Source organism: Vreelandella arctica, from assembly GCF_037070215.1.
GTDB lineage: Bacteria > Pseudomonadota > Gammaproteobacteria > Pseudomonadales > Halomonadaceae > Vreelandella > Vreelandella arctica.
Genome location: NZ_JBANSN010000051.1, coordinates 1 through 13404 on the forward strand (window position 1 = coordinate 1; position 13404 = coordinate 13404).

The following is a 13404-nucleotide window of genomic DNA, read 5'->3' on the forward strand; positions in this document are numbered from 1 at the left end:
GTCCTCTCAAGGATTTTGAAGTCTGCTTGCTTCATGGCGCCCTCCACACGAAGACTACACATACAGTATTTTATACAGTATATTTAAAGCACATCAACAGAAGATGACAACATAGCCATATTCATACAACATTTTAAGAGTCAGGATGCCGACAATGCCGGGCCAGTCTTCTCATTTTACCCCCGCCTTGCCGTTAAGCGCCCAGCCGCTGCCGTATTTAACCTTTTTGGGCCGTGCTGGTTTCAGTGGTTTTCCTTCGCCTGCGCAGGATTACGAGCCGTGTACGCTGGATCTCAATGCCCGGTTGGTTAAAAACCCTACCCAGACGTTTTATGTCACCGCTACCGGTAACAGCATGGAGGGGTGGGGGATTTTTGAGGGTGACCTGCTTATCGTCGACCGCGGTATCGAGCCTCGCTTGGGCCACATTCTGGTCGCTATGCTGGAGGGCGAAGCGTTGATTAAACGCTACGCGCTTTACCAGGGAACGCCCCACCTCTGTTCCACCCATCCCCACTACCCGCCCTTGCCTCTTGAGGGCAGCGACTGTCAGCTATGGGGCGTGGTGCGCGCGGTCATCCATGAGTACGTGCGATGATTGGTCTGGTCGACGCCAATAACTTCTATGTCAGCTGCGAGCGGGTATTTCAGCCTAAGCTCGACGGTAAACCCGTTGGGGTGATGTCCAACAATGACGGTTGTGTGATCGCGCGTTCCGCCGAGTTGAAGGCGCTGGATATTCCCATGGGTACGCCCGCCTTCAAACTCGAAGGGCTGCGCCAGCGTGGCGAGATTCACCTGCTCTCTTCCAACTACGAGCTTTATGGTGATATGTCGGCGCGGCTGGCCCAACTGCTCCGCGATGCCTGCCCAGAGATCGCGCCCTACTCCATTGATGAAATGTTCGTCTATTTAGAAGGTTTCACCACCGAGCAGTGTGAAGCACTCGGGCGGAAACTGCGTCAGCGTATTCGTCGTCATTTAGGATTGCCGGTGTGCGTGGGGCTTGCCCCTACCCATACACTTGCCAAACTGGCTAATCACCTTGCCAAGCAAGACCCCCACTACGAAGGCGTTTGCTTATTAAGCGGGCAGGATCACACCACCGAGGCGCTGCTAAAGCGCACCCCGGTGGGCAGTGTGTGGGGCGTCGGGCGTCGGCTTGCCGAGCGTTTGGCGATTGGCGATATCAACACCGCCTGGGATTTGCGCGAAAGCGATGAAAAATGGCTGCGCAAACGCTTTTCAGTAGTGCTGGCCCGCACGGCGCTTGAGCTGCGCGGCACCTCTTGCCTGGAAATGAATGCGTTGGACCAGCCGCGCCAGCGCATTATGACCTCGCGCTCGTTCGGCCAACCGACCGGCGTGTTTGCCGAAGTGCACAACGCGTTGCGCCGTCACGCCCAGCGTAGTGCTGAAAAACTGCGTGAACAGGGCAGCATGGCCCGAGCGGTGATGGTGTTTCTAAACACCAACCGCCACCGCCGCGACCAGCCGCAATATTTTCCTCAAGCGCTGATCCCCCTACCCTCGCCCAGCGACGATACGCGTGTGATTCTTGATGCCGTACGCCAGGGGCTTGAGCAGATTCACCGCCCCCGCTTTCGGTTCATGAAAGCCGGTGTGATGCTGCTCGATTTGGTCGATGCCAAAGAGCACCAGCTTTCGCTGCTGCATCCCCCGGCCCGTGATCGCCATCCGTTTTTGATGGCCACGGTCGATCAGATTAATCAGCGTATGGGGCAAGGCACCATCAGCTTTGGCATGACCGATGCGCCAGCTGCCTGGCAGCTACGCTGTGCTCACCGTTCCAACCGCTTTACCACGCGCTGGGATGAGCTGATGAAAGTGGGCACTCACCCCGGCGCGGTGGCAGCGGCCGAGGCGAAGGAGCAACAGCGCAAGCAGCAAACGCTAGCCAGCGCGAAGCGCGTGACGCAGCCGCGGGCTTAAGGTTTCCCCAAGCGCCGCCATGACCACCAGTATCGCCAGCAGCCACGGCCAGTGCGCTGCAAAAGAGACCTGATAAACACCCAGCGCATCGACAAAAATCACCACAATGCCGAGCGGGCTAACGTAGCGCACCATGGCCAGCCATAGTGCATAAGGCAGCGGCGCAAGGCCGAGTTCATCGCGGAAGGTGTCGCTTTTCAATATAAAGCCCGCCAGCAGCACCATGCCCAGGCCGCCCAACGGCATCATCCAACGCGAGGTCAGGTAATCCAGCCAGTCGAAAAAGGTTTTGTCTGCCAGCGTCCAATCCGCGCCCAGATTGAATGACAGCATCGCCAGGGTGCTGATCAACCACAGCACAATACCCGTGCCCCAAGCAGCTGCCGGGCGCGAAATGCCTTTGTTATCGCACAGCCAGGAAACCGTAGCCTCCACCATGGAAATGGCAGAGGTCAACGCGGCCATGGAGAGCATGAGGAAGAACAAAATGCCAAACAGCGTGCCCAGCGGCATCGCCTGGAAGGCCAGGGGCAGGCTCATGAAAATAAGCCCTGGGCCTTCGCCGGGGTCCATGCCGTTGGCGAAGATCACCGGAAAGATCGCTAGCCCCGCCATCAGCGCCACTACCGTATCCGCCACGGCCACACTGACTGTGGTGCGGCCAATGGAAGCACCCTTGGGCAGGTAGCTACCGTAGGTAAGAATCGCCCCGGAGGCCAGTGAGAGGGTAAAGAAGGCATGCCCCAGCGCTGCCAGCAGCCCTTCGCTGGAGAGGCTGCCCGCGTTGAACGAAAACAGGAAGTTAACCGCCGCGCCAAAGCCACCGGAAAACAGGCCAAAGCCAATCAGGATCACCAGCATGATTACCAAGCCGGGCATCATCCAACTGACACTCTTCTCGATCCCCTTCTGTACGCCCTTGCCCACAATCAGCATGGTGAGCAGCGTCACTAAGGTACTCCAGAAACCGAGATTCAGCGGATTAGCGTTGTTGGCCCCAAAGACAGCGGCCATATCGTTAACGCTGCTGCCGGACAGGCCACCGGTCAGCATCTTCCACAGATACGAGAACGACCAGCCTGCCACGACGACGTAAAATGACAGCACCATAAAACCGCAGAGCATGGCCATCCAGCCAATCAGCGACCACACCGACGAGCGGCCTGATTCATTGACCACGCGGCGAATGGCATCCACCGGGCTGCCCTGGCCGCGCCGTCCAAAGGCGATCTCGGTCATCATGACCGGCACACCCACGGCAAAAATACAGGCCAGGTACACCAGCACGAAGGCACCGCCGCCAAACTCCCCGGTGATATAGGGGAATTTCCAGATATTGCCCAGCCCAACCGCCGAGCCGGTTGCTGCCAACATAAACCCCCAGCGGCCTAGCCACTGGGTGCGAGGTTGCCCAGAAGAGGTCATTTGCCCAGTTACCCTGTCAGAAAAAGGCGCTCATCCTATAGGATTTCACGGGCAATGCCCAACAGCATCTAGGCGTATACCGCGGCCTTGGCGGCGGCATCCAAACGCTGGGCGGTTTGATCCACCCGGCGCAAACAGGCCAGTAGCACGGCGCCCAGGGCCACGAAGCCGCCTGCCAACCAAAGCCCTAGGCTGTAATTGCCAGAGGCCTCGGCCAGCATGCCGGTCAAGGCCGGGGCGCATATCTGGGCAACGCCGTAGGCCAGGGTCATCTGCCCCATTAACCGCGCGGGGCTTGAAGGATAAAGCCGCCCCGCCATGGTTAGCACCAGACTGACGCAGCCGAGGAAGGTACCGCCGTAGAGCACGGCGCTGAGCAACACCGCCGCCGCGTTCGCGGTAATCGCAGGCAGTACGATGCCCACTACCTGAATGCACATGGCGATAATCAGCGCCCCCAGGTAGCCGACGCGGCGGGCGACTAGATCCCACAGCATCACCGCCGGGGCCGCGGCTAAACCGGCCAGGGCGAAGGTCCAGTTGCCCATTCCCGCCAGCAGCGGCTCACGCTCGACAATCGCGACGAGAAAGGTAGCGCTGATCACGTAGCCGTAACCGGCGCAAAAATAGGCAGCCAGCATCCAGCGCATAAAGGTGCGTGTGGGCGGCATCGCGGGTTGGCTGTTCGCCGTGTGCGCCGCGCCCCCTTGCTTTTCCGGGCGCGGCAGCCAGTACCAGGCAGGTACCAACAACGCGGCCCCCAGCAGGCTAAAGCCCCACCACTGGGTCTGCCAGCTAAACGACAGTTGTAGCATCATTTCAACCGCGACCGAGACCACCACCATACCAATGCCCAAACCTGCAAAGTGGATGCCCAGCTCCCCGCGCTGACGGTGTTGCATCAGCCAGTGAAGAATCAACCCGGACGCTAGCAACATTGAGCCACTGCTGGAAAGTCCCGCCAGAAAACGCAGCCCCGCCCATACCCAGAAGTGCTCGGTGAGCGCCATGCCCGCGGTAGTAAGCACGGCCAGGATTAACCCACAGCGGAATAGGAGGTCTTTGATATAGAGACTGCGGATAGTGGCGGCCAACACCGCCCCCAGCATATAGCCCACGTAGTTGAGCGCCGCCAGCCAGCCCCCATCGGCGTCCCCCATCCAGGTTTGCTGCTGCATGACTGGCAGCAACGGCGTATAGGCAAAGCGGGCGATACCCACACACAATATCTGGCTGAATACGCCCGCCAATAGCACTCTAAAGCGCTGGGAACCTAGCGTTGCTGCGGTCATCGGGCTGCTCCTTAAACACCACTTTTATTATATTAGCGAACACTATATTGATTAGCTCGCATGCAAGTTCATGCATAGTAGGGCGTTTTGAGTAGCGCGTCATGACCACCTAGGTCGAGTGCGTGGTTAAAAAAACTGGCTAGAGGTGGACCTCCAGGCTTAACAACAAAAACGATAGCGTTTTGCCATGACCATCCAGATTGAGTGCCCCGTTAACGCCGCCTTGAAGCACATCATCGATCACGAAGTTCATGCCTGCCAAGTTAGGTAGAGGGTAGCGCCGCACCCGGCTAGCGCCGCGATGGGAGAATAGCGCCAGCACTCGCTCCTCGGTGACCTGTTCCAGCAAGGTGGCGTAGTGATCCGCCTCATAGGCAAACAGTGCCACGTTGAGGCGTTCGCCTTTATCCCCCGCACGGGCGTGCGCCAGTTGGTGAAGAGAGATCGAGGCGTGCGTATGCAGTGGCGCATGTGTGGGTTCAGCTTGCAGCATAGCGTTCGCTCCTGTGGGCTTCCTGGCTCGGCGACTCAAATAGCGTGGCATGAGCATAAATGTCGCTACGCTTGACCAGATATGAGGCGGTAAACACCCGCCGTTGAAACTGACGTCGCACCCCGCCGCCCCCGGCAGGCCCGGCACAGTAAAGCGCCAATAGCTCTTGGGTGGCGCGGGCTACCCAGCGCCGCTCGCTGTGCTCCGCTGCCAGGCGCAGCCGGTAATCCCCGCTGGTGGAAGGCGATGCGCTACGCTGAAGCTCGCCGTTATCGCTATCGAATACGCTGGCCAGGCCAATGATATCCAACCGGGTTCGCAGCTCAGCCGGAGCACGGAACACCAACCGCTCACGCAGCACTTGCGCTGCAAGCTGGGCTCTTGCTAGCGCATTGGGCCCGGCATAGGAAATTTCTGCTTCGCCCTGCCACCCTCCTTCGTAGCACACAGTAGTCTTTAGCCGTTCGGGGGCGGGCTTGCCGCGAATCCCCGTTACCGCCACGCGATTGGGTGAAAGCTGGCGTACCTCGGCGTGGGAAAGATCCACCGTGACATCCGGGGTCAGGTAATTGGCTGGATCATGGACTTCATAGAGCAGTTGCTCTTTCACCGTTTGCTCGGTAACACAGCCGCCGGTATTGGCGGGCTTGGTGATGATCAGGCTGCCATCCTGCTCTACTTCGATAATCGGGTAGCCCACCGTGGCAAGGCCAGGCACGTCTTTAAAGCCTGGGTCGGCAAAATAGCCGCCGCTTACCTGGGCGCCACACTCGGCCAGGTGACCGGCCATCATGCCGCAAGCGAGGCGGTCCCAGTCGTCCCAACGCCAATCGAAGTGGTGCATCAGCGGGGCTAAAAACAGTGCCGGGTCGGCAACACGCCCGGTGACCACGACATCGGCTTGCATGGCTAACGCTTCGGCCAGTGCCTTGGCGCCCAGGTAGACATTGGCGGAAATCAAGGCGTCATCGCCCGGCATCTCCAGCCGTTCGGCTTCCCAGCGCTGCAAGTCCAGGCCATGCAGTTGCTGGCGGATATCATCGCCATGCACCTGGGCAATCCGCACCTCTGGACGACCAAGCTGTGCGGCCAACTCCGCAATGACCTGACACGCGCCGCCAGGGTTCGCTGCACCGAAGTTGCCTAGAATTTTAATGCCGTGATCCAGGCAATCGCGAAGCACTGGCGCCAGCAGCTCGTCCAGCAGCGGTTCAAACCCGCTTTCGGGGTCCTCACGCATCGCCCGGTGGGCGGCCGCCAATGTCCGCTCACCCAGGGTTTCGAATACCAGTGCAGAGGGTTGCTGTCGCTTGATCAACTCTGCCACCACCGCCACGGCCGCATCGGTACGGTCACCGGAAAAGCCTGCCCCGCTGCCCAGTAAAAAACTCATAAATGTGTCTCCTTGGCCTGAAGGGAGTGGTGGTCGCTGGCGGCAGCTACCGGCTCGTCATCCAGCAGCGAGCGGCGGCGTATAAATAGCCCAATGATCAGGGCGAGCGCTGCCAGCGTGGTCAGCCAGCCTGGCGTCAGCGCAAGCCCAATCACCGCGATCAGCGCCACCACATCAATGACGCGCTTACCCGTCATAGCTACCCGAGACATCAGCGCGGCGAAGGCCATCACGAACACGACCCCCTGACAACTGGCCAAGACGATCTCCAGGGGAGTCCCAAACCCCGCCAGGGCTGGGTAGATCAGCAGCAGGAAAGGAATGACATAGATCGCCGCTGCCAAACGCACCGATTCGACGGCGGCAGGCAGCCAGTTGGTATCGGCAATGCCTGAGGCCACGAATACCGCAATGCAGACAGGCGGCGTAATGACTGAGAGTGTCGCAAAGTAGAAAACGAACAAGTGGGCAATCAGCGGCTCGACACCGATGGTGGTGAGCGCTGGCGCCAGCACCGATGCCACCAACACATAGGCCGCGGTAGTGGGTATGCCCATGCCCAGAATCAGACACACACCGCCAACGATAAAGGCTACTAGGAAGAGCGATTCGCCACCGACCGTGACAATCAAGCTGGCCAGCGTTACGCCGATGCCGGTCATGCCAATCATCGCCACCAGAATCTGCGCCCCGGCCAACAGCACGCCGATAATCACCATGCCTTTGCCTGCATCGACCAAGCCTGCCACCAGTTTGCCGAGAATCTCGCGCAGGGGCATTTTGGACAGCAGCGCAAACGGCACAAAGGTGAGTACCGTCATCAGGATGCCGTAAAAAGCGGACATCTGAATCGAACGGCCGCTAAGCACCCCATAAAACAGCCCACCCAACGCAGCCAGAATAGGAATAATCCGCTCAGGGCGTATCACATCTGCCCAGCTGGGCAGCTCATCATCGGGCACCACCTGTAGCTGACGACGTTTGGCCACCAAGTGGATAGTGACAAATACGCCCAGGTAGAAAAGGATGGCGGGCAGCAAGGCCGCCAAGGCGATACGCAGGTAACTTTCACCAAGAATTTCCGCCATGATAAAGGCCGCCGCGCCCAGGATCGGCGGTGCGATTTGACCGCCGGTGGAGGCGACCGCTTCTACCCCCGCCGCGAACGGACGTGGGTAGTTCAAGCGCTTCATCATGGGAATGGTGAAATTGCCGGTGGTGGCGACATTGGCTACCGCGCTACCGCTGACCATGCCAAACAGCCCGGACGCGACCGTGGCCACTTTGGCCGCACCGCCCGGCGAGCGGCCGCTAATACGCAGCGCCAAATCCATGAAGGTATTGCCGCCCCCAGTGTGCAGCAACAAACAGCCGAATAGCACGAAAGCGGCAATGGTCGTGGCGGCAACGCCGACCAGCATGCCCCACACGCCAAGATCACCCAGGTAAATGGTTTCGGTCATGTAGTAGAGATCAAAACCCCGATGGCCGAGCGGCCCGGGGATGGCGGCACCGAACCACGCGTAGGCTAACCCCGCTAACACCAGCAGGGGGAAAATAGCCCCAATGGCGCGGCGCGAAAGCTCCAGAATCGCCACCAGCAGTACGCCGGTCAGCAGCATATCGCGGGGCGTTGCCCAGGGGAGTTCGACCAGAATTTGTTCGTGGTTAAGCGCCACATAGCCGCAGGCGAATACCACACCGACTGCCAGTATGACATCGATAGCGATGCCCAGCGGGCGCCAGCGCTTGCCCTCCCCTAATGGATAGACGGCAAGCCCCAGCAGGATGACCAGCGCGAGAAAGATACTCCGCTGAATCAAGCTCTCGAACGGCCCAGTGGCGGAGGTATAAAGGATTAGACCGCCCAGCAGCAGCGCCAAGCCTTTGGTGACTGTCTCACGCATGATCATCTTCTCCGAATGGCCTTACTGGACAGGCTGCAAGGCATCGGGGATGTCGTACCCCTGCTCTTCGAAATAGCGCGCCGCACCGGCATGCAGCGGCACGGTGCCAACCTCCAGGGTCATCTTCGCCATATCGGCATCTTTCATCGCGGCAAAGGCGTTGACCTGCGGTTCGGGGTTTTCCATCACGGCTTTGACGATTTGATAGGCGGTCTCTTCATCCATATCCGGGTGCGCATGTACGGCAACCCCAAACGCCCAGGTGGTATAAGCGGGGATACCGTCTGCAGCGCCTTCGGGCACATCGACAATCGCCACATCGGGCATTTCGCTGCGCAGCGTATCGGCCTGCGCGTCATCAAGAGAGAGCACGCTGATGGGAGTGAACGTTGCGATATCCATAGAGGAGCCATCCAAACGCTCGCCGACCCCTGATTTCACCGAGCCCATCACCCGGCCATCCTTCATGGCATCCACCATGTCGGTGGTGGAACCACGCACGTAATCCGGCTCGATGCCGAGGGTACGCATTACCGCTTCAGTGGTTTTCTCAGTGGCTGAGCCGGTGATACCGGGGTTGAAACGCACGCCCTCCAGGTCGGCGAAGGTCGCGACGTCAGCATCCTGACGCATCACGGCATTTTGCGGCGCGACGGTATAGACCCATAGCAAGCGGTTATCGACCGGGCGGCCTTCAAAATCTTCCTCACCGGCATAGGCGTGATAACCGGTATTAGTGGTCACCAACCCCATATCGATCTGGTCGCGCCCTAGACGGCGCAGGTTATCCACGGTAGCGCCGGTTTCGGCCACCGAAGAGCTGACGCCTTCGACCTGGTTGTTGATGATCTGATTGACCGCGACAAAATAGCTGTAGTGGCTGGAGGAGCTCGAGGTAGAACCAATCAGCAGGCGCTCATCGGCATGGGAAGTGGCAGCAGCCAGCACCACGGCGCTTGCCACCATGGCGGTAAGTAGCGTTTTCATTGTCTCTCCGAAGCTCGCTGTACGAGCCTTTGTTATTGTAGAACGGGTTGTTGTAAATACGGTTATTGTAAAACGGGTTGTTGTAAAACATGACCGCGACGCACGAATCGCGATAAGCCAAGCATGGTGCGCTGGTTTCATTTTGTATATTGAATAGTTTTTAATTTATGTTTTACTTTCTAAATGAATCCAAGCATCCAGCAGTTGCGCGTTTTTGTTGCCGTTGCCCACTCGCGCAGCCTTGCGGAGGCCAGCGAGCGCGTCCATCTTTCCCAACCGGCGATTTCAATTGCGCTACGTAAGCTGGAAGAGAACGTCGGCGGTGCGCTATTTGCCCGCACATCACGTCAGCTTGCCTTGACCCCGGAAGGCGACGCTTTCCTACCAGTTGCCGTGCGGCTATTGAATGACTGGAATGAAGCCTTTGAGGATCTTAACGACCAGTTTTCCAAACAGCGCGGCAAGGTAACGATCGCCGCCTTACCCACCCTGGCGGCGGGCTTGTTCCCGCAGGTCATCCGGCTTTTCCACGAGGCGTATCCCCGTATCAACCTCAGCCTGCATGATGTGCTGGCCGAACAGATTAACCAGATGGTGCGCGAAGGCCGTGCCGACCTGGGACTTTCCGTACCTCCCGGTGACGCAGATGACCTCACGTTTGACCCCGTGCTCGAAGATAGCTACGTGGCGGTTTGCCCTTGCGGGCACCCACTGCTGGCACAACCGGCTGTGGCGTGGAGCCAGCTGGCTGCCTATCCGTTTATTGGTATCAATCGGCTTTCCAGTTCACGCCAGGATATTGACCGCATCATGCAGAGTGTGGGGGAGCGGCTGGATATTTTGTGCGATGCGCGCCAGATCGCCACAGTTGGCCGCATGGTGGCGGCGGGTTTGGGGGTTAGCGTGCTGCCCTCGCTCAGCTTTCGCCAGATTGCCACCGATGGCATCGAACACCGCCCGCTGGTCGAACCGACTATCCGTCGCGAGCTGGGCATGATATTGAGCCGACGCCACCCCCCTTCCGCCGCCGCCAGCGCTCTGTGCCAACTGATTCGTGATCACGCATAAGGTCTTTTCATGAATAAGCGTTTTCGGTACGGCTTTCTCTACACCTGGGGTGGGAATCTGGCAGACTAGAGACGACGAACATCCACCTTACTAAGTGAGCGATACGATGAGCGATACAGCAAAACCCTGGACACAACCCATGCCCGACGCGCAGTTCAAGTTGATGCGCGATATTCTTGCTGCGCCTAGCCCTGTGGGCCTTGAAGCCGCAATGACCTACGGGGTGCTCAAGCCGCATTTTGAAAGCTTTGCACCTAAAGGCTGGCACCTGCACCAGTTCAAGGGCAACGCCGGTGTTGTGCTGGACACCCACCCCGGCCGTGACGATATGTTCAAGGTCATGCTGATCGGCCATGCGGATAAAATCCGTATGCAGGTGCGCTCGATTGGCGAAGACGGCAAGATCTGGATCAACACCGATTCCTTCCTGCCTACCGTACTGATCGGCCATGAAGTGAAGCTATTCAGCGAAGACCCGGATGCCCCTGGCAGCTATCGCTGCATTGAAGGCGGCACGGTAGAAGCACTGGGTGCCATTCACTTTTCTGACCCCGGCCAGCGTGATGGCAGCAAAGGGATCAAGAAAGAGCAGATCTATCTGGATCTACAGATTCACGGCGACAACAAGAAACAGCAGGTGTTGAACCTGGGCGTGCGCCCGGGTGATTCGATTATCTTTGACCGCCCTATCCGCCCCGGCTTTAGCCCTAATACGTTCTATGGCGCTTACCTGGATAACGGGCTGGGCTGCTTTGTGGCCGCCGAAGTGGCGCGCTTGATCGCTGAAGCAGGCGGTACGAAAAATGTACGCGTGCTGTTTGCGATTGCCAGCTATGAGGAAATTGGCCGCTTCGGCAGCCGCGTGATGGCTGGTGAAATGAAGCCGGATGCGCTGATTGGCGTGGACGTTAACCACGACTACGTGGGCGCGCCAGGCATCGGCGACAAGCGCATGCAGCCGCTGGAAATGGGCAAGGGCTTCACCATGGCGGTGGGTTCGATTGCCAGCGAACAGCTCAACCGGATTATCGCGACAGCCGCGAAAGCGCAGGATATTCCGCTGCAGCGCGATATCGTGGGCGTGGACACCGGTACCGATGGTATGGCGGGTGTGTTGGCATCTATCGATAGTGCCGCCACCTCGATCGGCTTCCCTATCCGCAACATGCACACGATCTCGGAAACCGGCCATACCCAGGATGTGCTGGCGGCTATTCACGCCCTCACCCATACCCTGCAAGCCATGGATGCCCTGCCTGATTTAGAGCGTGAGTTCCTGGATAACCACCCACGCCTTGACCAAGCCAGCCCGCTTCCCCACCAGGGCAGCGACAAGCCGGATAGCGACGGTGATGAAGGCAAAAAGAGTGGCGGCAAAGAGAGCAAGGCCGAAAGCAAAGCAGGAAGCAAGGCAAGCAGCACCAACGCCCCTGCCGCCAGTAATAAAACCAAGAAAAAAGCGAAAAAATAAAACACGCGTATAAAAAGAAGCCCCAGCCATTCCTTGGCCGGGGCTTTATCAAACCTTCCCTGATTTTCTTCACAAACATCCTGTTTGTGCTTCCCTGAGAGCGTTTAGCCGTCCTGGCGTTGCCTTCCCTGTTTCCACTTCCTTGTGGTGTGTGCTCACAATGGACGTGATAGCGCTGTGTTTATCTATCCCAGGTTATTAAATCAAAAAAATATTGCTTTAATATTAAAAAAGCCTTGTTGCGTCGATTTAATGCACGATTGCAATACGTTTCACATGGCGAAGATATGAATTGACACTTATAATTAAAACGTGTCGGTAACGATACAGAGCAACAGGGAGGTTACCACGCCTGAACCATCATCAACCCTAATGGTAGGAGGTCAGCGTGCGCGACATTATAATTAGCAATAAAGTCAATGAATTAGATGTTATCTGTCGTCATTGCGGCAATTCAGAGACAGCCAAGTCACCATTTTTTAATCGCTTTCGTTTAGAAGGCACAGGGAAAAACACGGCGACGGTGCGCTGCCTTAACTGCCAAACAGCAGTTGAAGTGCCCTTGAATGAACTAAGCACGCTCTATTATCACCATGCGTGTTAATGAGTAGGCTGGTTAATAAAAAAGAAGGGGTAGATGGCTAACACATCTGCCCTTTTCCTTAGCATGCTATTTACGATAAATGAGAAAATTCATAAGAATGTAACTAATACGTCATTTATTTAAGCATAAAAAAAGCCCCAGCCATTCCCTGGCTAGGGTTTTGTTACCGCTTCTTTCTTCCTCACAAACATCCTGTTTGCGCTTCCGTGAGATATTAAGCCATCCTGGCACTGTCTTCCTTGTCAGCACTTCCTTATGCTTGATGATTAGGATGCACCTTTTATCGACGACCTTAACTAACCTAGGTTATTTAATGAGAAAATAATTCTTACACTAGGCTAGGTATTTTTGTCGAGAATCACGCACTTTGAGAATATGCTTATCTTGTCATCATTATGTCAAATAAACATAATATAATTTTCTAATTTTAAGGTATTTTTGATTAATGATTCAAGCGACACCGGCCTTGTTTCGCCACCAGCCAACTGTCAAAAAAAACATTATTATCAGCAGCTTATGATTATCCATAAACCATCACATCTAACAATCTATTTATAATTATTGTAAAATAATTAATTTTACCAACCTAGCCAGTCATAAGAAAAAACAAACGCTTGACTTAATTTTATTAACTTTAATAAAAAATAAAGCTCAACCATTTATGGCTGAGCTTTATTGGGTCTTCCATAACCCCCCCTCTGTCAGCCTAGTTGTCCGGTTGGCGATATCGCCTAAATCTAATCCAGAGGGAGCGGCATGGAGCCCTTGTGCCACGTTATTCTGCAGAGCGTAAAGCAGCCGTCCTGAAGAA

11 protein-coding genes are annotated in these 13404 nt (G+C 56.9%); 5 read left to right on the top strand and 6 right to left on the bottom strand.

The window, feature by feature from the left end:
* Positions 1-154 precede the first annotated feature (154 nt).
* Positions 155-598: a LexA family protein gene (locus V8L70_RS21695; protein ID WP_336270580.1), complete on the top strand. Its 444-nt coding sequence runs from the start codon at positions 155-157 to the stop codon at positions 596-598.
* A complete protein-coding gene (locus V8L70_RS21700; RefSeq protein ID WP_336270571.1) occupies positions 595-1953 on the top strand; it encodes a Y-family DNA polymerase in 1359 nt (452 codons plus the stop codon). Before V8L70_RS21695 ends, V8L70_RS21700 begins: the two co-directional genes overlap by 4 nt.
* Here V8L70_RS21700 and V8L70_RS21705 read toward each other — a convergent pair.
* From V8L70_RS21705 to V8L70_RS21730, 6 genes are all read right to left on the bottom strand, one after another.
* Complete coding sequence (locus tag V8L70_RS21705) at positions 1915-3378, bottom strand: sodium-dependent transporter (protein WP_336270572.1); 1464 nt, start codon at positions 3376-3378, stop codon at positions 1915-1917. The two genes, V8L70_RS21700 and V8L70_RS21705, sit on opposite strands and share 39 nt — an antisense overlap.
* 68 nt (positions 3379-3446) lie before the next feature.
* Complete coding sequence (locus V8L70_RS21710) at positions 3447-4670, bottom strand: YbfB/YjiJ family MFS transporter (RefSeq protein WP_336270573.1); 1224 nt, start codon at positions 4668-4670, stop codon at positions 3447-3449.
* 139 nt (positions 4671-4809) lie between these two features.
* A complete protein-coding gene (locus V8L70_RS21715; RefSeq protein WP_336270574.1) occupies positions 4810-5163 on the bottom strand; it encodes an AtuA-related protein in 354 nt (117 codons plus the stop codon).
* A complete protein-coding gene (locus V8L70_RS21720) occupies positions 5150-6556 on the bottom strand; it encodes an acyclic terpene utilization AtuA family protein (RefSeq protein ID WP_336270575.1) in 1407 nt (468 codons plus the stop codon). The genes V8L70_RS21715 and V8L70_RS21720 overlap by 14 nt, the downstream gene beginning before the upstream one ends.
* Positions 6553-8463 (bottom strand): TRAP transporter permease, encoded by a 1911-nt coding sequence (locus V8L70_RS21725; protein ID WP_336270576.1) that lies wholly within the window; start codon positions 8461-8463, stop codon positions 6553-6555. Before V8L70_RS21725 ends, V8L70_RS21720 begins: the two co-directional genes overlap by 4 nt.
* 21 nt (positions 8464-8484) lie before the next feature.
* A complete protein-coding gene (locus V8L70_RS21730) occupies positions 8485-9450 on the bottom strand; it encodes a TAXI family TRAP transporter solute-binding subunit (RefSeq protein WP_336270577.1) in 966 nt (321 codons plus the stop codon).
* A 183-nt stretch (positions 9451-9633) separates the two neighbouring features.
* Here V8L70_RS21730 and V8L70_RS21735 point away from each other — a divergent pair, with 183 nt between their 5' ends.
* The 3 genes from V8L70_RS21735 (at position 9634) to V8L70_RS21745 (ending at position 12593) form a co-directional block, all read left to right on the top strand.
* Complete coding sequence (locus V8L70_RS21735) at positions 9634-10518, top strand: LysR family transcriptional regulator (protein ID WP_336270578.1); 885 nt, start codon at positions 9634-9636, stop codon at positions 10516-10518.
* Positions 10519-10624: 106 nt separating this feature from the next.
* Positions 10625-11989, top strand: a complete 1365-nt coding sequence (locus tag V8L70_RS21740; protein ID WP_336270579.1) for a M20/M25/M40 family metallo-hydrolase — start codon at positions 10625-10627, stop codon at positions 11987-11989.
* Positions 11990-12377: 388 nt separating this feature from the next.
* The gene (locus tag V8L70_RS21745) at positions 12378-12593 is read left to right on the top strand and encodes a hypothetical protein (protein ID WP_101146504.1); all 216 of its coding nucleotides are present in this window, start codon (positions 12378-12380) and stop codon (positions 12591-12593) included.
* Positions 12594-13404: the final 811 nt, after the last annotated feature.

What these genes read in the sequence shown, in the direction of transcription:
- V8L70_RS21695 (WP_336270580.1), top strand. Translation starts at nt 155, where the DNA reads ATGCCGGGCCAGTCTTCTCATTTTACCCCCGCCTTGCCGTTAAGCGCC.
- V8L70_RS21700 (WP_336270571.1), top strand. Translation starts at nt 595, where the DNA reads ATGATTGGTCTGGTCGACGCCAATAACTTCTATGTCAGCTGCGAGCGG.
- V8L70_RS21705 (WP_336270572.1), bottom strand. Translation starts at nt 3,378, where the DNA reads ATGACCTCTTCTGGGCAACCTCGCACCCAGTGGCTAGGCCGCTGGGGG.
- V8L70_RS21710 (WP_336270573.1), bottom strand. Translation starts at nt 4,670, where the DNA reads ATGACCGCAGCAACGCTAGGTTCCCAGCGCTTTAGAGTGCTATTGGCG.
- V8L70_RS21715 (WP_336270574.1), bottom strand. Translation starts at nt 5,163, where the DNA reads ATGCTGCAAGCTGAACCCACACATGCGCCACTGCATACGCACGCCTCG.
- V8L70_RS21720 (WP_336270575.1), bottom strand. Translation starts at nt 6,556, where the DNA reads ATGAGTTTTTTACTGGGCAGCGGGGCAGGCTTTTCCGGTGACCGTACC.
- V8L70_RS21725 (WP_336270576.1), bottom strand. Translation starts at nt 8,463, where the DNA reads ATGCGTGAGACAGTCACCAAAGGCTTGGCGCTGCTGCTGGGCGGTCTA.
- V8L70_RS21730 (WP_336270577.1), bottom strand. Translation starts at nt 9,450, where the DNA reads ATGAAAACGCTACTTACCGCCATGGTGGCAAGCGCCGTGGTGCTGGCT.
- V8L70_RS21735 (WP_336270578.1), top strand. Translation starts at nt 9,634, where the DNA reads ATGAATCCAAGCATCCAGCAGTTGCGCGTTTTTGTTGCCGTTGCCCAC.
- V8L70_RS21740 (WP_336270579.1), top strand. Translation starts at nt 10,625, where the DNA reads ATGAGCGATACAGCAAAACCCTGGACACAACCCATGCCCGACGCGCAG.